This is a genomic window from Mycobacterium kyorinense (genome assembly GCF_002101735.1).
Taxonomy (GTDB): Bacteria; Actinomycetota; Actinomycetes; order Mycobacteriales; family Mycobacteriaceae; genus Mycobacterium; species Mycobacterium kyorinense.
In genome coordinates this window covers 1-22,986 of record NZ_LQPE01000020.1, presented here as the reverse complement: position 1 = coordinate 22,986, position 22,986 = coordinate 1, and the positions used below count along the sequence as shown (strand labels likewise).

Below are 22,986 nucleotides of genomic sequence, written 5' to 3'. Positions count from 1 at the left end.
ACCCGTGTGACAATCCGGCTGGTGTCCGACTTGCTATTTCGTCGTTCATGCCAGGCGTCCTGGTCAACGGCGACAGGCGCTGCCGACTTAGCATCGGATCACAGAGGGCGCACTGTGCAGATCAGTCCTGGCGACCGGTGCGCCATGATCAGCCATGAGTGACACCTGACCGGCAGTGTGAAACCGGGTCACCTGAACAGCTCAGCGCCGGATCTCACGGGCAGGCGCATATCTGTGGCGAGTAGGGCATCGATCAGAGCGATAGTCTGGTTTTGGTCTCGGTCGAAGATCTCGGTGTGAGCTTGCGCGACCAGCCGCATCGTATCGATGAACGGTATGTGGCGCAGTTTCGCTTGTTCCACTGCCGCGCGTTCATCGAGAACTGCAACCAGTCCACGATGTTTGGCACAGGCGATGACGGCGCACTCGCCCATGTGCTCACCAGTGCCGCCCCCAAGCACCACTTTGACGTGCAGTGCTGTCCATTGTTCGTCGTCATTCATGAATATCCGCTCTGCCCACGCTGCCGAATCCACAGAAGGCACACCAGGATGGAGGTTTCTTGCCTTGTCGATCTCCACTTCGACCTCGCGCGGCACCAGCACGATGCCCTGAGGAGCCAAGCGCTCAAGGACACCGCTGTGACCGGCGCGGCAGAAATGGGTGAATGTGCTGGTGTCCATCACCCATTGCGCGGCGGGGTCAGTCCCCACCGACCGCGAACAGCGTTCGTAGGCTGGCGAGAGATTCCGTTTCCCGCTCTGGAAGATCGTCGCGGGTCATCGTTGCGCGAAGCAGTTCGATTGTCCTGGCGGCGGTCAATCGACCGGATGTGTAGCCCTCTACACATGCGGCGGCGAACCCTGGTGAAAGATAAGGGCATTTCGGTTCGTCGTCCCAGGATAGTTCCAGCCGAACGTAATCCCCGTGGCGGGGTTCATGGTCCAGTAGAGACTGAAACACCTCATATGAAATGAGGTCCAGGTTCTTTAACTGACCGACCGCCGCCTTCCAGCTCAGCCGAAACTGTGCTCCGACAGCGAGTGCACGGTCACGGGTGCTCCATTCGCTGTGTTCGTTCCAGACCTTTACCACTCCTGCACGAGGAGCGAGGAAGTGGATGGCGAATGACATGATCATCTTCTCGTGATCATCACCTGGTGACCCGTCATAGGCGTCGCCACACAGCCAGTGCCCGAGTTCATGCGCGAGGGTCATACGCCGTCGACCAGAGCGAACGTGCCCGTTGACAACGGCAACCGCCACGCCGTGGCTGACCTCAACGCACCCACCGTCAGGTCCGTTCTCGCCCAGCGACGCCGCATAGGTGTACAGCCCCAATCGTTCGCACACGTGCGCGAGGTGGTGTACGGGCTCATTGCCGATATCGAGCTGGTCTCGGACGTGCCTCGCCAATTGCTCGGCATCCTGGTGAGTGTGCGGGGTACGTGCCTCCTGGTCCCGCTTGACGGGATGAAGCAGGCCCATGTCGAGCAGCGTCCGCGTATCGCTGGCGAACAACTCGATCTCGTCGTCGAGGGCCCGCGAGGTCTCATCGGGTCGGGCGCTGTCTGACCGGCGGCTGACCACTGCTGGCAGCGGCTCGTTGACGAAGAAGGCGAGCGGACGCCTCAGCGCCTCTGCGATGGCGACCATCTCGGTCATGGCGAGTTTGCGTTCGCCCTTCTCGGCACGAACCAGCGCCGTGCGCTCCATGTCGACCAGCTCAGCGAGTTTGCTCTGAGGGATGCCCGCGTCTTCTCGCGCTCGGGCAACACGGTGTCCAAGCGTTACGTGGTCCATGTGTGCGATTTTCACACATGAAGGTCGGAGTGTCGATACCGGGCCCTCTACCTGCGGAATTACGCGGCTGTAGTTCCCAGCCCAACGACACCACTGCCGCAGAACCATGGGAGATGGTCACGGTCTCCGGAGCCGGCGAGATCGGACTCACGCAGCGGTCCAGTCCGCCTTGGGACCGTACTTGAGTAGGTCGTAGATGCACACCGCCTTCGTGAACTGTGAGGTCATTTTGCCGTCCTCGTCGGTGTATTCATTCTCACATTCGATTAGGAAGTTCTTGAGCACCCGAGGCTCTATTGCGGTGTGCGCGAACGCCCCGAAGTGTGCCAGCACCTCATCGGTCGTGCAGTACTGGATCATCCCCTTGAGCGACTTATGTGTCTGCGCAAGAGTTTTCGCCTTGCGCATAATGCTGGTGCTGGGCCGCAGGTTGCTGGTGTCCTGAATGCGTTTCAGCAACTTTGGTGAGATGTCCTGGTCGTCCTTGATGTGCCCGCTGGTGTCGAGATACCCCGCCGCCCTCAGATACTTGTACATCGGGAAATTGCCGGCACGACTCATCATCTCGGGCAGCGTCATCTTCACCACGAAGTCAGAATCGAATTCCGCTGTCTCGTGCAGCACGTCGTGGCAGAGATCCTGGCGGGCGACCATCTTGTATCCACGCTTCTGAACCGCGGCAATAACTCCCACTCCGACGACGAACTCTGCATCGTCGTCAACAACTGCGTCGAGGTCGGTCACGTGCAGGAGCCTGTCCTGAGCCTCACTGTCGAGTACGAGCTTGTACAGTTTCTCCTTGATCTGGCGCAGGGTCCGCCTCGGAATCTTCTGATCGAGAGCGGCTAGGACATCGAAGATCGCCTGGAAGTCGGGCACGGTGATCGCGCGAACGGGCACGTTGTGGGCATTGGCACCAATAACCGTCGGCACCATCGAATGCTGGCTACCTTCCTGCCAGTTCACGAACAGCAACCGATCCTGCAACCGCGACATGTGCTCGTCGGTGAGACAACTGGCAAGACTTCCAAGGATCGACTGGACGTTGCTGTCGGTCATGCTGTAGCCGATGAAGATCACCGGATGCTCGGCGAAGAACGTCAGGAGCTTCGCCGCGAGGTAGGCGTTGCGGTCGCGAAACACTGCGTAGTCGGACTCTGTGATGACTAAACTGTTCGGGTCGTCCAGACTGCCGTGGATCTTGTAAATCTCGGCGATTCCAGTCGGATCGGAGAAGACAAGCTCATCCTGCCCGACGAACACACGATAGTCGGGGAAGACCGTCTCAAGGAACGGGTCGTAGTTCGTCGTGATGATCGCGTCGACCTTGGCGTTACTCAGTGCATCGACCTCTGACCTCAGCGCTCTGGGAATCGAACTCTTTAAACCTATGTCCTTCAGAACCTCGGCGACATAGATCTTGAGCGCGCTGTCGGGTCGAATCAGCTTGTCGGAGTGCTTATTCCGCAGCGGCTTCTCCTTGGCAGTCCACAGCCTGTCCTTGAGCGGCTCCACGAGTAGCTCGGCAATCTTCGGCAGGTCTTCGCTGGCGGTCGACCTGTAGTAACTGAACTCACGGTCGGTCATGCCTGCCAGCATTTCCAGCAGTGACTGCCAGTCCGGCATGTTGAGATATCGCCGCGAAACCCCCGACCCAGCGAACAGGATCGGCGCAGCGGCGAAGCGCGCGAGATGCGCAGCAAGGTCGCTGCGGAACTTGTCATCGAACCCTGCCACTGATCACCTTCCGATTGACGGCAACGTCAACCGGCAGAGTATCGCGGCCGTTGCTGTTAACTGGGCTAAATAGGTGTAAGCGATCAGAGTCCGCATGGCTCCGCCCCCCGGTCTTGACGGCAGGGGGCGACTCGACCCAAGCGGAATTAGGCGCTGGTTGCCATGTGATGCTGTGCAAGATGGCTGCGCGCGTGCTTCTCGACGAACAGCGGAACGAAATCTCGAATCGGACTCGCATCAAACCGAGCGTGAGCCTTACGGACCGCAGCATCAACATCCGCCAACGTGACCCCGGGAAACTCCTGGATCAGTCTGCGCTCAACCTCGGCCAACACCGTCTGCTCGGCAATCTCGATCATCGGCCACCAGGATCCATGTCCAGTCCGATCGCCGTCAACCAACAGAACTATGAACCTCAGACGGCCGGCGAAGGTAGTCCGCTGGCACACCAGGTCACCGCAGAAGTGACACGATAATCCTCATGACCGATCCGAATGTCGCTCAGGCCGCGCTGCTGATCACCGCCATCAACGAGCAGCTTCGCGACATGACACGGAGGCTGGCGGTCGCCGAGCGTGAAGGGGCCTGCGGGCACCACCCGGCACGGGCACAAGAGATGCGCTCGGTCACCGCCGAGCTTCGCCGCGACATCGACCGGGCCCAGTTCCTCATCACGCGGCTACGCCACCGCTTCCCCGAAGTCGACGTCTACGCGCCGACTACGGCGGCGGACGGGACGGAAGGTGAGGTGCCGATCACCGAAGCCGCTCGCAGTGACAATGCCCGGAATCGGGCACCAAACAGCTCGACGAGCAGCGACGTGCGCCGAGTCATCGCAGGCTGAACCGCAGCACTTACTGCCCTCAATAGTGCGGCCGGCAGGTCGTCTCCCAGGGATATACCGCCCTCAGATTCGCGGCGAGAACAGCTGACGCCCAGCGTCACAGATCGACGTCGGTTTCCACTCTCCCCGACGACTCCTGATGTCGCCGCCGGACCGAGACCATCGATAAAGCACTACATCGACGACAACAACAACCGTCCCCTCGTCTTCTCTGGTCGCAGGCGACGGTGCGGGTCGTGACGGGTGATGTCAAGGCTCGAACCGTGGTTCGCCCGCACGCGGCGCTGGCGTTGACATCACCCGTCACAACTCAGCTTGGAGTTCTTGCATCCAGGAGAAGAACAGTGCCATATAGGCGCTTCGTCATGCTCGGCGGGATCGACTACTCGTGGTTTACCGCAGCAACATCGCGATGTCAGCCAGCACGGTGGGGTTGGTGACGGCAACCGATACCTGTTGGCGTTCGCACGATTCCGTGAGCCATTCGGTGAACTCTTCACGGCTGTACGATCTTTCGTCTCGGACATTCTTGGCGGTGTGGGGTTGTGGGCTAACCATCGAGCACCTCGACAGGAGCGCCACGGCGGGGCTGTCTTGCCTCGCGCGCGGTATGACGCTGCTGGATGCGGCGTAGTGAGGCGCTGATGATCAGTGTGCGTTCGCCGAGGCTCGCGTGCCCCGCGCGGTCGAATTCCCACGCGACCAGATCGTCATCGTCAACAGCGCCGCTGGAACCCCTATACGGTCTCTGATCAGGGTGTTGTGCAGTGCTCTTCGATTGTTGTTCGCGGGTCCAGGTGGCGCGCCGTTGCCGTAGGGCGGTCATGGTGGTGGAGTAGCGGCGGGACTTGGAGGTGATGTGACCGCGGAACCCGAGAGTGTGCAGCCACCGTCTGATCCCGCTGAGTCCTTTGTCGGCGAGCGCGCTGATGGTGGTCAGGATGGCACGCACATGCTCGGACACGTCCAGGTCGCCGATCGCTTCGGTGGAGAGGCGTCGTGCGCTGATTCCGAGGTCGGCCAGGGACTTGGTGACGTACTTGGCGAGATAGCGCGCCACCCGCCTCCCTGACAGTGACCCGGCGATACCTGAATTCTGCTCAGCCGAACCCGTTTTCTCGGGAGCCGAGGATGCGGTGAGGGGTTGGGTGTCGATCTGCGTACCGAACCTGATCCTCCGCACGGCGCTGTCGGTGGTGGGATCGGTCAGGGCGAGCGTCACGGTGCGGGCCGCGTGCTCGATGATGGCGGCAAGTTTGGTTGCACTGGTGGGTGATTCCCAATCGGTCTGATCCGGGTCGTCACCGTTCTCGTGCGGATCGAGGCGGATCAGGGCGTGGATGTGCGGGATGGCGCGGACTTGCAGTTCAATGATTTTGATGAAGCTGACCCGCACCCCGTCCGGATCCACACCTGTGGCTTTCAGTTCTTTGTGTAGGGCGCGTCGCAGGGTGATGGTGAAGCGGCGCCACAGTTCAGGTAGGTGCCAGGTGAACAGCACATGCCCGACGTAGTCGTAGCACTCGCTACAGAGCGGCTGACCGACACGGCCTTCGCCATGATCATGGACGGTGCTGCACCACAACGGTTTTCCATGAGGGCAGCGGCGATAGCCACCGATGCGGTGATGATCCCGACACATGCCGCGCTTGCCGTCGCCACCGCGCGTGGCCGCATGAACGGCCCCGTAGCTGGGGGCGGTAAGGGTGAGGAACACTTGCGGCCGGTCGGCCACCGTGATGGGCATGCCGTGATGCCCGCCCGCGGCGCCGGCATGGACGAGTTGCCAGGTGTCGCGAGCGTAGAGGTCCGAGCAGGAGGGGCAGATGTGGGCGCGGCGATTATTGCACCGCGTCCACACCACCCGATCCCGCCTGTATTCATCGGCACCGACGAGTTGGATGGGGTGGGCGCAGAATCCAACTGATTCGGCTCGCCGCCACCATGATTCGAACCCCATCGAAGATGCTCGGCGCACCATCTGCTCGACCACCTTCGCCGTGTCGACCGTGTCCGGCACCCCGGGCAGGGCGAGCTGGCCCAGGTAATCAACGCTGTTCACTGTTGCCCTCACCCGAAGTGTGGCCGGCATCGGTGGCGCGTGGCCGGCGGGTGCTGCTTGCTCGGCTGGTGGGGCGGCGGAAGCGGCGCGCGAGGGTGGTGATGTCGTGGTCGGTGACGTGGAAGGCCCGCACCCGCTGCGGCTGAGCGGTGCCGTCGATCAGCATGTACCCGACACCCGGGGCGGTGTCGGGGATCCGGTCGCATTCCGCCCCGGCGTCACGGGCTCCTTGCCCGAGGACCATGGTGGTTTGGGTGGCTTCGGTCAGCCGCAACCCGATCCGCACGGTGAACAGCTGCCGCACCGGCAGGGTGTCTTTGGCCGGGTCTTGCACCGCGGCCACCACACTGATCCCCACTGCGCGGCCTTGGGAGAGCAGCAGGCCGAGGAGTTGTTCAATTTCGGTGCGGACCTTGCGGTCGGTCACATACGCAGTCAACGCGGCGATCTCATCGATCACCACTACAAACAACGGCTCAGCCGATGTCGGGGTGTGTAGCCGGGTGTGGCCACGCAGCCGGTTGGCCCGTGCGTGCATCACCGTCACGAGTTGGCGGAGGAGTTCCAGGGTGGTGTCGGTGGCGTCGTGGGTGAACACCGTGAACATCGGTGCCCCGGAGCCCAGTTCCATGCCGCCTTTGGGATCGATGACACACAACCGCACCAGCCCGGTTTTCACCGCTGGGGCGATCCCGGCAATCAGCGACCACAACACCGAGCCTTTCCCGGCGCCGGTGGCTCCCGCGATCAGCACATGATGGCCGAGCAGCGGTAGCTGCCAGCTGTGGCGGGTTTCGGTGATCCCCACCGGCACGGCCCCCAGATCCACCGGGGTCACCGCGGTGGGTATCGGCAGACCAATGGGTTCGGCGAGCACATCCCCGCGCATCAACGTGATCTTCAGTTCGCCGGGGGCGGTCGCGCGGATGGTGATCCGGTCGGCGCGCCACGCGGCGGCCAACGCATCGGATTGCTTGTGCCAGTCGGCCGTCGATTGGCCGGTGACGATCCGCACCGCCAACACATCGGTGGTTCTGCCGATGCGCACGTAGCGCAGTGTGGGTGTGAGGGTGCGTTCGCCGAGGCGGGCGGCCAGGCCGTGCAGGGTGCATGTCGATTCCCAGCTGCGGGTGTAGCGCGACCAGGTCAGCCACCGTCGGCGTACCGGTTCGGTCACCCAGCCGCGAAACGAGCCTCGATCGAGCCACGCCCAGCCTGCATACGCGACGCTCAGTGCGAGCGCGCAGACTAGGCCCGCACGCGGGCCATGGGTGATGCCGAGTGCGAGGCTGGCGATGATGGGGAGGCTGATGGCCGGGAACAGCGCCGCCCACCACAGCAGATATCCGGCCGCGGTGAACAGAGACATGACCAGATCCCCGAACCAGTCATCATCATTATTCTGCTCAGTGTTGTTGGTGTTCCTATTGTTTAATGCCATGTCAGGTGCCCTTCGCGAGCGAAATGGTCGGCAGGAGTTCCCCGGGGGTGGGGCGCGACGATCTGCTCAACGCGCGCCCCAACCCGCTCAGCGGTTATTTCTGCGGACGGGCCTGCTCACTCGACCCAGCACCGTTCGGGGTGGTGGGGCTGATCGCGTCGGCTCGGAACGCCACACCACTGCGATCGCCTTGTGCCCATGGGATGGCCACCAACCCCGACACTGAGACTGGTTGCGTGACTGTCACTTTCGGGTCACCTGCGACGGTGACGTTGAGGACTTCACCGCCGGTGTCATCCAACGCCAGCACCTGGGTGGCAAACAGCGGCACCCCGGTGGCGGTGTCGACTTTCGGGCTGCCGGTCTCGAAGTTCAGCCTTGGCTCAGCCGCACGGGTGACGATGAACCGGGTTCCTGACGTATCGATTCTCAAACGCATTGTCCTACTGGTCCTTTCATGATCTGCTTGCACCCGTTTCGAATGCTGGGCACAGTTCACGTGGACACCGGGGACGTAGCGAGGGACATTTACAGGCATTGCCGACACGGCCTCGGACGTTTCAGACACGACCGAGACACACCAGCGGACGTCGCACGGGCATTACCGTCACGGAGTGGCGACGGACCCATGGCAAACTAGGAACCACGCGTAGAGGATGGACAGAATCGACACGGGAAGATGTGCGCTGACACGATGGACGATCACGACGATGCTGAGGCCGTGACGATCCCCAACGAGCGCCTCGCACAGCGGCTACGGGCCAAGGGCCTATCCCACGCACGGTTCGCCACTGCCGTGGGTGTGGATATCAAGACAGTGCGACGCTGGCTGGCCGACAGTGACTACAAGGTCCGAGAACACAACGCCCACCGGGCCGCCGATGTGCTCGACTGCACCCCGTACGACCTGTGGCCCAACCAATACCCGCCCTCCACTGCGCACCCACTGGCGACAACGTCATCGGGTGGGCCGTTCACCGCGACGCTGTATGCCAGCCGCACCCAGCTACCGATCACCGCATGGCAGCAGCATTTCGCCGACGCCACCACCAGCATCGACATCCTCGTCCTGGCCGCCACGTTCCTCTTCGACACCCTCGACGGATTCCTCGACACCCTCCTCGACGCCGCCGCCCGCGGCGTTGCAGTGCGATTTCTCGTTGGTAACCCCGACACCGCCACCACGATCCTGCGCGGTCAAGACGAGGGGATCGGTGAAGCCGTCATCGCCCGATGCCGCACCTCCGTCGAACTGCTCACCCCCCACGCCGGCACCCCAGGACTGAACATCCGCACCCACGACACCACGCTCTACACGTCGATCTTCCGCGTCGACGATGCGATGATCGTCAACTTCCACATCTACGGCTCACCCGGACGCAACAACCCCGTCCTCGTGCTATCGCGCCACCACGAACCCCGCCTCTGGGCCACCCTCGAACAGGCCTTCACCCAGGTATGGGACAACGCCACACCCCTGACCGCGAAAGGCTGAACCCATCGATGCGCACCGACTACTACAACGACCCCAACGCCCCGCAGCCCAACAGTGTCGTCCCCTCGGCTTCGGCCATCGTCACTGACGAACAGGGACGCATCCTGCTCATCAAACGCCGCGACAACACCCTGTGGGCGCTACCCGGCGGTGGACACGACATCGGCGAAACCATCGCCGATACCGCGGTACGCGAGGTCAAAGAAGAAACCGGGCTTGACGTCGAAGTCACCGGACTGGTCGGTGTCTACACCAACCCGCAGCACGTGGTCGCGTTCTCCGATGGTGAAGTCCGCCAACAGTTCTCGCTGTCCTTCACCACCAAGGTGCTCGGCGGAACCCTGGCGATCGACGATGAAAGCACCGAAATCGCCTGGACCCATCCCGACGACATGACCGGCCTGGACATGCACCCATCGATGCGGCTGCGCATCGACCACTACCTGCAACACCGCGACGCTCCCTACCTCGGCTGATCCGCGAGCAGTAAGGGCGGCTACTTCCAGGCGCGTACCCGTCCTACTGTCGCCAGCAACTCGTCGCGACCTGCGTCGACCGCCCGGTGCACCGGATCCTCGGGCCCGTAGCGCGCTAACACGTCGCTCAGGCGATCCTGCGGAGGTATCGGTAACCCGTCAGGTCCGGTCGTGAGATCGCAAAAGGTCAACGCATCCAGAACATCGCTGGGTGGATCGCCGAACGCCGATAAACCCGACACGCCTCGCTCAGCAGCCTCCGCGAGCGCACCGGTGTGAAACGCCACCAACGACGCGACCAATTCCCCAAAACCCGCCCACCGGGCAAACTTCGCGCCGTCGAGAGGATGAAACTCGGTTTGGCGCACCGACGGTGCGTAGCCGATATCGTGCAGCCACGCCGCCGCCACCAAGCAGTCCGCTGTGTCCGCATCGAAACGTCGACTCAACCGCTCGGCAGCCGCCGCGACACCCCGCACATGCGCCAACCGCGGCAACCCAGCCAGCCGTGCCTCCGCCTCTCGCCGTGCACGCTGCGTCAGAACCCCGCTCACAACCGCCAGCCTACGAGTCCCACCGCCACTGTGCAGGCCCATAGCTGATGGCCGTTGCAGCATTCGTCTCCGAAGCCCGTAGAAATCCGGCGGCTACCTGCGGGCTTCGCTACGCTCGCTCTGCTCCCGTCCGCTGGCGCTCCCGTCCGCGCCGCTCCCTACGCTTCGCCCTCCGTCCGCCGCCAACACCAGCCCGCGCAGACATCCAGTGCCCGCATCTCAATGCCCACCACACCCTGGCAGCACGACCAGCCTCACTGTCCTCGCCCCCGCCGCATCGAGACGCCGCGCGCAGCAGGCGCGACCGATGCCCGCCTGACCGCCTTGACCTGCGGTGTGATAACTTTCCTTACTGCTATCAAGGACGAGACCACGCGGCGCATCGTCCGGCCGAACTGTACATGTATTTCACCAAATCGTTCGAGAGCGCAGGCCTGCCGAAATGTAGGCAATTCGGCTCGCACCCGATTGGGAATCCCGGTCAATAGAGGTATGACGGGTATGGCTGAGCCGTCGGTAGCGCCATCGCTATACCGGTAGGTACAGTCGCTGAGTGACCATGACCGCAGCCACGGTTTCGGAAGACGAGGGCGCTTTGGTCGCTGCACTTCGCGCCGGCGACCATCGAGCTTTTGCTCGGTTGGTCGATCGTCACACTCCGGCGATGCTGCGGGTGGCACGTGGCTACGTGCCGAGTGAGCAGCATGCCGAGGACGTCGTGCAGGAGACGTGGATCGCGCTCCTCAAGGGCTTGGACAGATTCGAGGGACGGTCGTCCCTACGTACTTGGCTTTTTACGGTTCTTGTCAATATCGCCAAGACTAGAGGGCTCAAGGAACGCAGGCACGTCGACACTCAGATCAAAGCGTTCACCGGCGGCACAGTTGACCCCGAGCGGTTCCGTGCTGCTGGCGACGAGCTACCCGGGCACTGGAAGGCGGAGGAGACACCGACTCCTTTCCCGGACACCCCTGAGGGCTCGGCTCTCAGCAGAGAACTCACCGACGTCGCCAAGCGCAATCTCGATACCTTGCCTGAGCGTCAGCGCATTGTCGTGACGATGCGCGACATGCTCGGTCTCGATTCCGATGAGGTCTGTGCACTACTCGAGATCAGCGCTGCGAACCAGCGGGTATTGCTTCATCGTGGCCGTGCGGTCATTCGAGAGGCTCTCGAAAATTACCTGAAAGATGCGTCGTGAACCCACTCGATTGCAACGAGCTCGTCGAAATTGTCACTGCCTATCTGGACGGCTCACTCGACCTCGAAACGCGGGCGCGCTTCGACGAGCACCTGCTCGAATGCGACGGATGCGATAACTACCTGCAGCAGTTTCGGGTCACTATCAGCACGGTCGGCCGGATCCGTGAAAGCGAGTTGGCACCGGAATTCCGCGCGCAACTACTTGAGGCTTTCAAGGATTGGCGGTGACGCCCTTTTACAACCACAGAGTGCCACCTGCGGGCCAAATGAAGCAGTCCCGGCGCCTGGCAAGCACGCGCGATCGTGCGGGGATGGCGCCACAGTTGTTGGTAGGCGCTATTTGACTCGGGCATCGGCTTGCGAAGGTCGCAGCGGGCTTCGTCCCGAGTAACTTGACCAAACCTATTCGTGCGCAACTATTTGCATGCTTACGCTCTTGGTCAGCGGCATTGGTGTATGGTGAGCCTCCCCGGTTTCAGTGGACACCCGAGATAGCGGGGCACGGGGTTCCGCTGGGAGGATGTGGGTATGTCCAGGACTCGTCGGTCGTTCACGGCGGAGTTCAAGGCTCAGGCCGCTCGGCGGGCGATTGATGGTGGCCCAGCCGGTCGCCGAGATCGGCCGGGAGCTCAATGTTCACGAGCACCTGTTACGTAAATGGGTGGCGGCCGAAAGGCTCCGGGACGGCGCTGCCACCGATGCGCACAGGGTTCCACCGGATGGTGGCTGACCGCGATCGAGCGTGCCGAGTTGGCACCCGGTTCCGTACGGGGATCGCCGAGAAGGAACGCGATATCGCGTTCGTGAGAAAAGTATCGGCGTACTTTGCGGCACAGCAACGCAGTCGTTTCGAGCTCATCGCCGCGGGGTTCGGGCTACCTGTGGGCGGTTCCGGCGCACCACGGTGCCCGGTCGGATGCGCATTCGCGCAAACTATCCTGTCACCACTTCTGTACCGGACATTAATCCGCACGACGCCAACGGGACGCAATGGGCTCATGCGATGAAGCGTTCGCGGCCCATGATCCGCGCTTCGGGCTCGTGGGTGACTCAGCGGTCGCCGATGATGGAGGATGCTGGTGAAAGCTGGGAATGATTACTGTCACGGAGTCGCCCGGTGGTGCGAATGTCCACTTCGGAGCGGAGAGTGCGGTGCACTGGACACCTGCTGGCGATCTCCATGAGCCTGTCGCGTTGGATGGCGCTCAGTGGTCCCTGCAACATAATGTGACGTTCAATGCGATCGATGAACCCTTTCGTTTTGTCGAGCTCGGCACAGTCCTGCGCGTGGACACGGGAATGGCGGGCATCGACAACCACGCTTTCCAGTGGCCATCGTTTGCGTTCGGCGTACATCCTGATCGTCATCGACGTACAGGCTCCCAACGCGGCGAGCAATAGGTCGTACGGGGTGGGGCCCATGTCGTCGCTGATCGGACGAGGTTCATCCGCAACAAGGCGGTGCGAGCCGACCGTGATGTCCTGGGTGAGACTTCCCGCATCACCCCGCTCTGCGACCCGTACGACACCGTCGTCACTAGGCGGAGGGCCGCTGCGAGTCAGAGCTGTGCTCGCATGGTGCTTCAGGTAACGGCCAGCCCAGGCAGCTATCACAGTAGCGGCGTACTCGGCGTCGTCGCGGCAGCTGAGCAGATGATCAGCGCCGTCAAGTGCGACAAAGGATTTAGGGTGCCGCGCGATGTCGAAGATCTCTCGGGCATTGTCGACTGAGACCACCTGGTCGGTCGGCGAGTGCAACACTAGGAGTGCAGCGTCGGCCGCTCGGATACGTTCCCGCTGGGGCTGTGCTGCGATGTCGTCGAGGAACTGCCGCTGCAGACGGAACTCGCGACCGGCGATAGATATAGTCGCCTCACCTGCCGCGATGTCGTCGCGTGACTGGCGCAGCAGGCCCGCTACGTGACCGGGATCTGCCGGTGTACCAATAACGGCAATGGCATTGACATCATTGATTCGCGACGCCGCCGCAAGCACCGCAGCCCCACCGAGGGAGTGCCCAATCAGCATCGTTGGCGCACCGTGGCTCGCTCGCATGAAGTCGGCTGCACACACCAAGTCATCGACATTGGAACTGAATCCTGTCGCGGCGAAGTCGCCCTCGGAGTCCCCCAACCCCGTGAAGTCGAAGCGTAGGACGCCGATACCACTGCCGGTGAGGGCACGAGAGATTCGCGCCGCAGCCGAGTTGTCTTTTCCACAGGTAAAGCAGTGCGCGAATACCGCCCACGTCGTGGGCGGCTGTTCTGGAGTCTCCAGCCGCCCAGACAGCGAACCGCTACTGCCAGCGAACGTCACGCGTTCTGAATTGCTCATCGGGACGACCTCCTCATCGCTAGAACTGGCCGGATGTGTCAGTCCGCCCGCGGTGTCCAGTTCGCGGTGGGCGGGGTCGTAAGCCCGACGAACGCAATACTTGTCCTTCCACTCGGGATCGGCTTGCCAGCAGACCCTGCACACACGGTGCTCCAGCGCGAGCATCGCCACGCTGAACCCTATAGCACTCTGCGGGACGGCCGAGACTTGTAACGCTTGACCGTCGTCCGCACACTCATTGGTCGCACGTGATAGTACGAAGAAAACCTTGGCCGCGGCACACAATCCGGTCGACCATAAGAAAGCAGGATGAACGATGGCTGTCCAACTGTCCGAGGCACGCGTTCTCATCACCGGCGGAACTAGCGGAATCGGGCGGGCTGTTGCCGTCTCTCTGGCTAGTCACGGTGCCGTAGTGGCAGTGTCAGGCCGGAACGCGGAGCGTGGGCAACAGGTAGTAGGAGAGATCGAGTCCACGGGCGGCAAGGCCGAGTTTCTCAGCAGTGACCTGCACGACGCCGAATCCGCGAGGCTGCTCGCTGCTGAGGCTGTTACAAGGCTCGGCCATATCGACGTGCTGGTGAACAACGCCGGCGTCTATCCGTTCGGACCAACCGAATCGATGACCGAAGAAGATTTCACCGCGGTGTTCAATCTCAACGTTCGCGTTCCGTTCTTCTTGGTAGCCGAACTAGCCCCCAAGATGGCCGAACGCGGCAATGGCGTGATCGTCAATGTCACTACGATGGTCGCCGAGTACGGAAACGTCGGAACCAGTCTGTACGGCGCCAGCAAAGCTGCGGTCGTATCCCTCACCAAAACGTGGGCAGCCGAGTACGGACCGCGGGGCATACGGGTCAACGCGGTCAGTCCAGGACCGACATTCACCGAAGGCACCGCAGCTATGGGTGAGGGGCTTCGCAGGCTGGTTGGCCCTGCTCCCGCGGGCCGTCCCGCGCAGGCTGAAGAAATCGCCAACTCGATTGTGTTCTTGGCGAGCGACCAAGCCAGCTACATCCACGGGGTCACCCTCGCTGTAGATGGCGGCCGCACCGCCGTCTGAACACCAGCTAACCGCACAGTCCATGCTGCCATCAATTCCGATCACACGGGAGCCGAATGCAGCGTGCATCGATTAATAAGTGTCCTGCTCATCCCATTGAAATATGAGGTATATCAATATGTCTAGCCGTCGGAACCTGCCTATTCGCGTCGGTGTGCAGCTGTGGCCAGGAGACACCCCTGACTACCGCACATGGCGCGACGCAGTGATCACCGCTGAACAACTCGGCGTAGACGCAATCTTCGGCTACGACCATTTCCATAAACCCGCAACCGCCCCGACCTCCGACGGGTTGCCCGAGCTCCTACCCGTGCAGCCCGACGTCAATAATTTCGAAGGCTGGACGTCGCTGGCCTCATGGGGCGAGATCACCTCACGCGCCGAGATCGGCTTGCTCGTAACTGGTGTCGGTTACCGCAATCCGGATCTTCTCGCTGACATGGCCCGCACAGTCGATCACATCAGCGATGGCCGCCTGATTCTGGGGATTGGATCCGGTTGGTATGAAAAGGATTACGTCGTTTACGGTTACGAGTACGGTACCGTCAAGTCACGGATGGACCTATTTGAGAGCAGCCTGAAACGCATAAGCGAGCGGCTCGACAAACTGATACCGGCTCCGACACGCAGCATCCCGATTCTCATCGGCGGCATGGGGGTGCGCCGCACGCTGCCTTTGGTGGCACGGTACGCCGACATCTGGCATACGTTCGCCAGCCCCGCCGAGTACCGGCGTAAGAATGCACTGCTTGGCGAGTTGGCACAGGTAGTAGGGCGCGATGAGTCGGCGATTGAACGCGCAGTGCACTGGACAGGCCGCGCCGACGCCGACGCATTTGCGAGTATGGGGGTAACGTTCTTTACCACTGAAATCCACCCGGACGCAGACGGATTCGACTTTCGCGAACTCAAAGATATGATCCACTGGCGCGATACATACAGCTAGACTGGGTCAGCTCACCGCGACCCTCGCGGGCCGCCCGTGTCCGCGCTACCCAGCGTGCCCTCATACGCGCTCAGGTCACGAGCAACCTGGGCGATCCGGCTTACCCGTTTCTTCGACGATCTGGACCGCACCCTCACGGAACTCCTAGTCGTACTTCTTCCGTTTCTCTGGCATCTCGACCCCTATTGTCGATGCCTCCACGCTCTCGGGGAACTTCACCGAGCTAGTCCGCCGGCAATCTGGGCATCTACCCGGTCACCCTTCTCAGTGGACCAAGCAAAACGACATCGAACACCAAGTGCGCCAAGGTGTCCCGACGAGGAAGCCCCCGCACCAAGTCGGTCCCTGATACGGCTGACCGGCATCTACACTTGCCCGGACCAGAGTGGCTCCAACGTCCACTGCGGTGCGGTCACAGTCGATTATCTGGTCAGCCCCTGCTACAGCATCTCGTTCCAAATAAGTTGCAGGTCAATGCTATATGTCCAACACCGCAGCAGCGAAGGCTGTTGCACTGCTGCGCTGTCATCGACAGGGTCAGTCGCAGCATCGTCGGCTGACCGATAGCCTCGAAGGCGATTGCCACCTTGGTGGTCAAATCATTAGACATGGCCATCAGCGACGGCCGCCCAGCCTCAGGCATGTCCTTGCTGATCACGAAACACCTTCCACTTCACGGGTTTCGGATGAAAGATCCGGGTGGCTAGACTGGGTCTGTCGTTTGGATCGATTGGGATGACCTTGGCAGTCTCTTGGGCACGCTCAGCAGCCGAATGTGAATCCGCAGGGCACCATTGCCTTGACGGCTGGCTCAGCGAACGGCGTGCGAGGTTCAGAAGGAGCCGTCGTCTTGGTCGTCGTCTCGCCGAGTGTCATTCTGATGCTGGGCGATTCAGCTCCAGCATCGCTAGCAGAATCCTCAGCTGTCGCCGTTGCGGCGAATACTATCGCAGCGACGCACGCCGACCCGGCAAGTAGCAGCTGGGCGACTTTCGCTGGGCGCCGCGTCAGTTGCGGCCCTCGCAGATTAATTGCCGATCGGAGCGTCACTCCTACGATTCTAATCCAGATATCGCGATATCGCTATATCTAGGAAGGTGGTATTGGAGCGTCTTAGTCTCGATTTCCGTCCAAGGCGATGGTCGCCGGACTCCGGGTCGCAGTTGACGGGGTCAGGCTTGTGGGCGGGTCGCGGTTGCTGGTCTCGTGGCGCCGGGTGGGACGGGCTTCCCAGTGCCAGAGGGCCTTTCGGTTGATCGGTCATAGGCGGTCCAGTGTGAGCCGAAGGCGCCGCGGGGCGCTCTCAGCCGAACTGACGGTGGGCCAGCGGTTTGCTCATCGCTGACCAGGCCCGCTTGGATGGCGTGGCGGTGCGCGGGGTGGATGAGCACGTCTGGCGGCACGGGCCGTAAAGCCGCGTACACCGGTTACTGCCACACTCACAGCGCAGGCACCGTCGTACGGCTAGATGGCTATCAGTGCTGGTGCTCGTTGCGCGTTAGCCAAGCGGGCATGTCAACGATGGAGTCCAGAGTGGTTTCTGCGGGATGTGTCTGGGTAAGGTCGATTTGGTCGGCATACATGCCGGTGCGTACCTGGATTGTGTGTGCGCCTACCGCGTTTCCCATGGCAATATCGTTGGCGGGTTGGTCGCCGATCAGCCAGAGTGCGTTCGGCTTGACGGGCACGCTCGCTGCGGCGGATCGCAGAAATTCTGGTGATGGTTTGCCGAGGAGTTTGCTGGTGACGCCGGTGGCGTGCTCAAGCGCTGCCGTGATCGCACCGGTGTCGATATGGTTGCCGTCGGGGCGTTTTCGATACTTCCCTCTTTGGAGTGCTATAAGGGTCGCACCGCGCTCGAGAGCGCGAAACGCCAAGTCGAGTAGCTGATGCGTTAGCGTGTCGTGAGTGTTGCCGACGACGACATGGGTGATCGCACCGCCGGCGTGGCGGTAGGGGGCAAATGTCGGAAGCAAGGCGCTTGACACCACCGGCAATACGTTGATCCGGCCGCGCGTTGCTTCAAAGAGTTGCAGGGCAGCGGATACGGGGGTGAAAACTTCGCCGACACGAACGTCGAATCCGCGCTCGCGCAGTGTTTCTTGGAGGGTCTGTGGTGGCACAGTATCGGTGTTGGTGAGAAAACGGAGCGTGCAACCCATGTTTCGGAGTCTTGTCACAGCCTCAGGCGCGCCGGGAACGAGCTCGTCACCAACGTATAGCGTACCGTCCAGGTCGCTGAATACTACAGGCGTTGGCGTCATCGATACTCCGCGAAATGACTGACCTGCCGCATGTGCCGGATGTATCGAGAACGTTCGGGAAGAGCGATTGGGGCGGCGCCGATCTGTTTGTCAGAACTTGGTGACATAGTGGAGTTGCCTCTGTAACGGTATGGCGTTGACGTGGATGCCGGGCTGGGCTGCGCGAAGCGATATCAAGCCGTCTCAGTTAATGATGGTAGCCCCGCGTCCTTGCGTGTTCAGTTAAAAGTGAAATGACGGCTGTAGCTTTTACCACAGGCTATTACCTGGCTGGCTCGTGCTCAGTTGGTCAGCGAAGGAGAGCGCGCAGCGGTTAAATCAGCGCATTCAAGGCTTCCAGCAGCGACTCAATATTCTTTTCGTGCCGTTTGTAGTACGTCCAGGGCCCGATCCGTCGGGAGGTTACCAATTGCGCGCGTTGCAGAACTGCCATATATGACGACACTGTCGACTGTGATAAGCCGACATGCTTTTGAATGATACTCACGCACACGCCGACTTCTTGTGGATCGATATCCTGTTCGGGGAAATTTTTTCGCGGATCCTTGAGCCAACTGAGTATCGTTAATCGGGTAGGGTTATCGAGGGCTTTCAATGCCTCGTTGACATCAATACTTATTGAATTCTGGGAATTAGTACGTTCAGGTGAAGTGCTCAGCATTTTATGATCCCTTTCGTGGTCATGCTACGCGGGTGGGCCGCCGATCTGACGGATGTTGCACAGTAGTTAGTAAACGTGGGCCTACATCCAGTGGCGGCGTTGCTAGTTCGACACACCGGGAGCTGGAGAACGGACATGTTGCGGATCCTGTCGTGTATAGGGACTAGCGTACCTGCGAGTTTGTGCCGATGCGCTGGGTAGTTGGCCAGAACGCTGCGCGGCCCATCGGTGATCGTCGTCGGCGCATGTCGTACCTCGTTGGCGGCTTCGCGGTTGGGTCCGCATGAAACGTTTCTCGTAGGCGGTTCGGCTGGGCCGCGGAGCGTCCGAGGTGCGACTCGTCTTGCCGTGCAGCCTGATCGACTGCACGGCAAGACGTGGTTCGGTTACTAGCTACGGTAGGTGGGGTAATCGGTGTAGCCTTTCTCGGTGCCGCCGTACATGGTGCTCGGGTCCGGGGTGTTGAGCGGCCAGTCGTTGGCGATCCGTTCGGGCAGGTCTGGGTTGGCGATGAACGGTCGGCCGAAGGCGATCAAGTCGGCCCAGCCAGCCTCAATGGCACGGACTGCGCGTTCGGCGGTGTACTTGCCCGCCAGTAGGATGGTTCCGCTGAAGTTTTCGCGCACTGCGACACGGAAGCTTTCCGGCATTTCGGGAGCGTTGTCCCAGTCGGCCTCGGCCAACGACACGTATGCGATGCCAACCTCTTCGAGGATCTTTACCGCCTCGATGTAGGTCTCATGGGGGTCATCTTCGACAAGGCCAAGGTAGACACGGTCTTCGCCAGTGGTGGTGAACAATGGCGAAAACCGCACACCCAGACGGTCTTTACCGACGACGCCGGCAACTGCCTCGACCACCTCGCGCAGGAACCGGAGGCGATTCTGCAGGGAACCGCCGTATTCGTCGTTGCGGTGGTTGGTATGGGTGGACATGAACTGGTTGACCAAGTACCCGTTGGCTGAGTGGATTTCCACCCCGTCGAATCCGGCGTCGAGAGCATTGCGCGCGGCGTCGGCGTAGAGCTGCACGACGTCTTTGACCTCGCCGGTCGTCAGAGCCCGCGGCGGCGACGGCGGCGCCAGCGCTCCGGCTCCCGGGCCCGTTTCCACGAAAACCTTCACGGCGTCCGCGGTGATGGCCGACGGGGCGACCGGTGCGCCGGCGTCGGGCTGCAACGAGGTGTGCGACACCCGTCCCACATGCCAGAGCTGGTTGAAGATCACCCCACCGGCGGTGTGAACCGCATCGGTGACTTTGCGCCAACCCGCAACCTGTTCAAGGTTGTGGATCCCGGGTGTCCAGGCGTAGCCCTGCCCGCGCGGTTCGATCTGCGTACCTTCGGTCACCATGAACCCGGCACCACTGCGCTGCGTGTAGTAATCCGCCATGAGTTCGTTGGGTACGTTGCCGGGCTGCGAACTGCGCGAACGGGTCAACGGGGGAAGAACGATGCGATTCTTGACCTCATAGGGGCCGAGCTTGGTAGCGGTGAACAGCACTGAGTCTTTCATTTCTTTTCTTTCCGGTGTTGGTGTGATGGTTTCAATCTTGTGCAGCGATGGGATACGCGATTTAGAACAGTCCGCGCGGAGCTTCGTTCATGCTCACGTAGATGTTCTTCTTGTGGGTGTACGCGTCAAGCATGGATTTGTAGGCTTCGCGGCCCAGACCGGATTTCTTGTAGCCCCCGAAGGGTGCATGCGCAGGGATCTCATGGGCGGTGTTCACCCACATCCGACCGGTCTCCACCGCGCGTGCCACGCGAAGTGCACGGTTGATGTCTTGGGTCCACACTGTGCCGGCGAGTCCGTATTCTGAGTCGTTGGCCAAGGCGATAACTTCATCCTCGTCCTTGAATGGGATAACAACGAGAACGGGGCCAAAGATCTCTTCCGATGCAACGCGCATATCGTTGCGCACATCGACCAATATTGTCGGCTCGACAAAGAATCCGGAATCGTAGTCCCCGCCAGTGAGCCGGCGACCACCCGTCAAAACCGTGGCACCTTCAGCACGACCGGTTTCTACATAACCCAACACGCGCTCCAGCTGGGCTTTGCTGATCAACGAGCCCACCTGGGTGTCTGGTGAGAGGGGATCCCCCACGCGGGCCGTGGTGAACTTGGCTTTTAGTTCGTCGATAAAACGGTCGTAGATCGACTCGTGAATGAAGAGGCGAGCTCCGGATTCGCAGGCTTGGCCTTGATTCCATAGAATCGCCAGGGCTGCCCCCTCGACGGCCTTGTCCCAATTCGCGTCGGGGAAAACGATATTCGCCGATTTGCCGCCCAGCTCCAGCGTTGCTGGTACCAGTCTTTTGGCTGCGGCTTCGGCGACGGTGTAGCCGACTCGGGTGGAACCGGTGAATGCCAGCTTCTGTACCGTCGGGTGATCCAGCACGGCCTGGCCGGCAACCGGCCCTGTGCCGGTGACGATGTTGACGACACCGGGGGGAAGAACTTGCGCGAAAATCTTTGCCAGTTCGGAAATGCTGACCGGCGTCATCTCCGATGGCTTGATCACCACGGTGTTCCCTGTGGCGATTGCCGGGGCAATCTTCCAGGCTGCCATCAACAACGGAAAGTTCCAGGGGATCACCTGACCAACCACACCAAGCGGTTCGCTCAGCACGAGGCTGAGGGTCTGTTCATCAAGCACGGCCGCCTCGTCTGAGTGACTGCGAATCACTCCGGCGAAGTACCTGAAGTGATCAATGGCGATGGGCACGTCGAGAACGCGCGACTCGCGAATCGGCTTGCCCACATCCAGCGACTCCAGGACCGCGAAACGCTCGGCGTCAGCCTCCAGCAGGTCGGCGATCCTGTTCAACGCGTTCGCCCGTTCCGTCACCGTGGTCGCCCTCCAGCCCGCAAACGCACGCTGCGCCGCCTGGACCGCGCGATCGACATCAGCGGCTGTTCCACTAGGAATACGAGTCAGCACCTCACCCGTCGCGGGATTGATACTCTCGATCGTCTCCCCGGACTCCGCGTCCACCCATTGGTTGTCGATGAACATTCCGTAGCTGCGGTCCGGAGCATACTGGGACGTGGACATGGCGCGCTTCTCCTTCTGATTGGCGGGCGGGCCGGAAGTACAACCGGCTCAACCTCTTCCGTGATTTCGTTGTTCACCACCCCTGACGACGTGGTGCCACCAACCCTAACCTAGATATCGAGATACGTCAATATCCCAATAGCACGATATTCAGATGGGCGTAAAGGGGGTGTCTTCCTGCGCTAACACCGCCGGGTCGGCTGGTTGGTGGCCGTCGGTGCGTGACCGTGCTTGAGGTGCGCTCTGCTGCGCGGCTTAACTCGGACGATCCCCACTCAATAGGGACTCGCCGAACTGCGCAGGTTCGACCGTGCCATCCGGCCAGGAACCCGCAGTCGAATGAAATCGGCAACGATACGAAAACCGTGAACCACCCCAGGTTTGACGCGCATCAAACCCAATGCCGTTAACTTTGTAGGTGGATGAGTCGGATCTCGGGTGGCGCTCTGTGTCTGATGTTCCTGTGGTGTAGTGCTTTTCGTGGGAACTTGGTGGCGGCTGCTCGTTTGGTGACGCGGGGGTAGGTGCGGTGGCCACTTGATCGATTCTCGCGCAGCGTCTACTTCCTGGGCCGAGGTCTGCTGCAACGCCGCAAGCTTGCCGAGCATCGTCGACCTCGTCATGTGCACCATGCCTGTCAGCTCCGGTCGAAAAGTGAGCAGGTAGTTCCGGTTGAAAAGTGAGCACTTCACCTTTCGATTGGAGAGTGATCACTGTGGAGGATTGGGCGGAGATTCGCCGGCTGTATCGGTCGGAGAAGCTGTCGCAGGCTGCGATTGCGCAACATGGTCGGACCATCGCTCCTAGCCGTCGATAGCCTCTCAAGGTCGCCCAAAACTGGAGAGACCCAGCACTGTCTGGTGGCGGTCAGTGCGTTTAGGGTTGCGTTCATCGCCTTGCTCAAAGCAGATTGGTCGCCAAATCTGTTCGGCCGTTAGTTAGTCGCGACACAGCAAATCGGCACTATGAGCCGTCCCGGGGAGTCCGGAGACTGATTGTGTTGGATCACCCCGCTTTTGGTGGGGTGCGTCTGTGATCGTAGT

21 protein-coding genes are annotated in these 22,986 nt (G+C 61.4%); 7 read left to right on the top strand and 14 right to left on the bottom strand.

What is annotated here, in order from left to right; all coding sequences use genetic code 11:
• Positions 1-188: 188 nt before the first annotated feature.
• From AWC14_RS04055 to AWC14_RS04040, 4 genes are all read right to left on the bottom strand, one after another.
• Positions 189-683 (bottom strand): PIN domain-containing protein, encoded by a 495-nt coding sequence (locus AWC14_RS04055; RefSeq protein WP_023870416.1) that lies wholly within the window; start codon positions 681-683, stop codon positions 189-191.
• Positions 684-702: 19 nt separating this feature from the next.
• Positions 703-1,803: a helix-turn-helix domain-containing protein gene (locus AWC14_RS04050; RefSeq protein WP_023870417.1), complete on the bottom strand. Its 1,101-nt coding sequence runs from the start codon at positions 1,801-1,803 to the stop codon at positions 703-705.
• 147 nt (positions 1,804-1,950) lie between these two features.
• Positions 1,951-3,540, bottom strand: coding sequence for an SIR2 family protein (locus AWC14_RS04045; protein WP_023870418.1), 1,590 nt, complete (start codon positions 3,538-3,540; stop codon positions 1,951-1,953).
• A gap of 146 nt (positions 3,541-3,686) precedes the next feature.
• Positions 3,687-3,890 carry a three-helix bundle dimerization domain-containing protein gene (locus AWC14_RS04040; RefSeq protein WP_078336429.1) on the bottom strand — a complete coding sequence of 68 codons (204 nt, stop codon included), beginning with the start codon at positions 3,888-3,890 and terminating at the stop codon, positions 3,687-3,689.
• 131 nt (positions 3,891-4,021) lie between these two features.
• Between AWC14_RS04040 and AWC14_RS04035 the strand changes: the two genes are divergently transcribed.
• Complete coding sequence (locus AWC14_RS04035) at positions 4,022-4,384, top strand: hypothetical protein (RefSeq protein WP_023870420.1); 363 nt, start codon at positions 4,022-4,024, stop codon at positions 4,382-4,384.
• A gap of 393 nt (positions 4,385-4,777) precedes the next feature.
• Here the strand turns inward: AWC14_RS04035 and AWC14_RS28895 are convergent, their stop codons facing one another.
• The 4 genes from AWC14_RS28895 to AWC14_RS04020 all read right to left on the bottom strand — a co-directional run bounded on the left by AWC14_RS28895 (position 4,778) and on the right by AWC14_RS04020 (position 8,326).
• A complete protein-coding gene (locus AWC14_RS28895; RefSeq protein WP_023870421.1) occupies positions 4,778-4,942 on the bottom strand; it encodes a hypothetical protein in 165 nt (54 codons plus the stop codon).
• Positions 4,935-6,476, bottom strand: coding sequence for a replication initiator (locus AWC14_RS04030; protein ID WP_095931933.1), 1,542 nt, complete (start codon positions 6,474-6,476; stop codon positions 4,935-4,937). The genes AWC14_RS28895 and AWC14_RS04030 overlap by 8 nt, the downstream gene beginning before the upstream one ends.
• Positions 6,433-7,887, bottom strand: a complete 1,455-nt coding sequence (locus AWC14_RS04025; RefSeq protein ID WP_023870423.1) for an FtsK/SpoIIIE domain-containing protein — start codon at positions 7,885-7,887, stop codon at positions 6,433-6,435. Before AWC14_RS04025 ends, AWC14_RS04030 begins: the two co-directional genes overlap by 44 nt.
• A 94-nt stretch (positions 7,888-7,981) precedes the next feature.
• On the bottom strand, positions 7,982-8,326 hold the full coding sequence (locus AWC14_RS04020) for a hypothetical protein (protein WP_023870424.1): 345 nt from the start codon (positions 8,324-8,326) through the stop codon (positions 7,982-7,984).
• A gap of 255 nt (positions 8,327-8,581) precedes the next feature.
• Here AWC14_RS04020 and AWC14_RS04015 point away from each other — a divergent pair, with 255 nt between their 5' ends.
• A complete protein-coding gene (locus AWC14_RS04015) occupies positions 8,582-9,382 on the top strand; it encodes an XRE family transcriptional regulator (protein ID WP_023870425.1) in 801 nt (266 codons plus the stop codon).
• A gap of 8 nt (positions 9,383-9,390) precedes the next feature.
• Positions 9,391-9,858, top strand: coding sequence for an NUDIX hydrolase (locus tag AWC14_RS04010; protein ID WP_023870426.1), 468 nt, complete (start codon positions 9,391-9,393; stop codon positions 9,856-9,858).
• Positions 9,859-9,878: 20 nt separating this feature from the next.
• On the opposite strand, the gene AWC14_RS04005 is transcribed toward AWC14_RS04010, so the two are convergent.
• Positions 9,879-10,412, bottom strand: a complete 534-nt coding sequence (locus AWC14_RS04005; protein WP_031354460.1) for an HD domain-containing protein — start codon at positions 10,410-10,412, stop codon at positions 9,879-9,881.
• A gap of 559 nt (positions 10,413-10,971) precedes the next feature.
• Between AWC14_RS04005 and AWC14_RS04000 the strand changes: the two genes are divergently transcribed.
• Together AWC14_RS04000 and AWC14_RS03995 are read left to right on the top strand one after the other, a co-directional pair.
• Complete coding sequence (locus AWC14_RS04000) at positions 10,972-11,613, top strand: RNA polymerase sigma factor (protein WP_031354461.1); 642 nt, start codon at positions 10,972-10,974, stop codon at positions 11,611-11,613.
• Positions 11,610-11,843, top strand: a complete 234-nt coding sequence (locus AWC14_RS03995; protein WP_023870429.1) for a zf-HC2 domain-containing protein — start codon at positions 11,610-11,612, stop codon at positions 11,841-11,843. The genes AWC14_RS04000 and AWC14_RS03995 overlap by 4 nt, the downstream gene beginning before the upstream one ends.
• Positions 11,844-12,665: 822 nt before the next feature.
• Here AWC14_RS03995 and AWC14_RS03990 read toward each other — a convergent pair.
• Positions 12,666-14,114, bottom strand: a complete 1,449-nt coding sequence (locus AWC14_RS03990) for a bifunctional alpha/beta hydrolase/OsmC family protein (protein ID WP_225345739.1) — start codon at positions 14,112-14,114, stop codon at positions 12,666-12,668.
• A 151-nt stretch (positions 14,115-14,265) separates the two neighbouring features.
• Between AWC14_RS03990 and AWC14_RS03985 the strand changes: the two genes are divergently transcribed.
• Both AWC14_RS03985 and AWC14_RS03980 read left to right on the top strand, forming a co-directional pair.
• Positions 14,266-15,012, top strand: coding sequence for an SDR family NAD(P)-dependent oxidoreductase (locus AWC14_RS03985; RefSeq protein ID WP_023870431.1), 747 nt, complete (start codon positions 14,266-14,268; stop codon positions 15,010-15,012).
• 118 nt (positions 15,013-15,130) lie between these two features.
• Positions 15,131-15,958, top strand: a complete 828-nt coding sequence (locus AWC14_RS03980) for an LLM class F420-dependent oxidoreductase (RefSeq protein ID WP_033717695.1) — start codon at positions 15,131-15,133, stop codon at positions 15,956-15,958.
• 1,475 nt (positions 15,959-17,433) lie between these two features.
• Here AWC14_RS03980 and AWC14_RS03975 read toward each other — a convergent pair.
• The 4 genes from AWC14_RS03975 to AWC14_RS03960 all read right to left on the bottom strand — a co-directional run bounded on the left by AWC14_RS03975 (position 17,434) and on the right by AWC14_RS03960 (position 21,943).
• Positions 17,434-18,222: an HAD-IIA family hydrolase gene (locus AWC14_RS03975; RefSeq protein WP_031354504.1), complete on the bottom strand. Its 789-nt coding sequence runs from the start codon at positions 18,220-18,222 to the stop codon at positions 17,434-17,436.
• A gap of 313 nt (positions 18,223-18,535) precedes the next feature.
• Complete coding sequence (locus AWC14_RS03970) at positions 18,536-18,883, bottom strand: ArsR/SmtB family transcription factor (protein WP_196760141.1); 348 nt, start codon at positions 18,881-18,883, stop codon at positions 18,536-18,538.
• 389 nt (positions 18,884-19,272) lie between these two features.
• Positions 19,273-20,397 (bottom strand): alkene reductase, encoded by a 1,125-nt coding sequence (locus AWC14_RS03965; protein WP_016343720.1) that lies wholly within the window; start codon positions 20,395-20,397, stop codon positions 19,273-19,275.
• A gap of 61 nt (positions 20,398-20,458) precedes the next feature.
• On the bottom strand, positions 20,459-21,943 hold the full coding sequence (locus AWC14_RS03960; RefSeq protein ID WP_016343721.1) for an aldehyde dehydrogenase family protein: 1,485 nt from the start codon (positions 21,941-21,943) through the stop codon (positions 20,459-20,461).
• Positions 21,944-22,986: the final 1,043 nt, after the last annotated feature.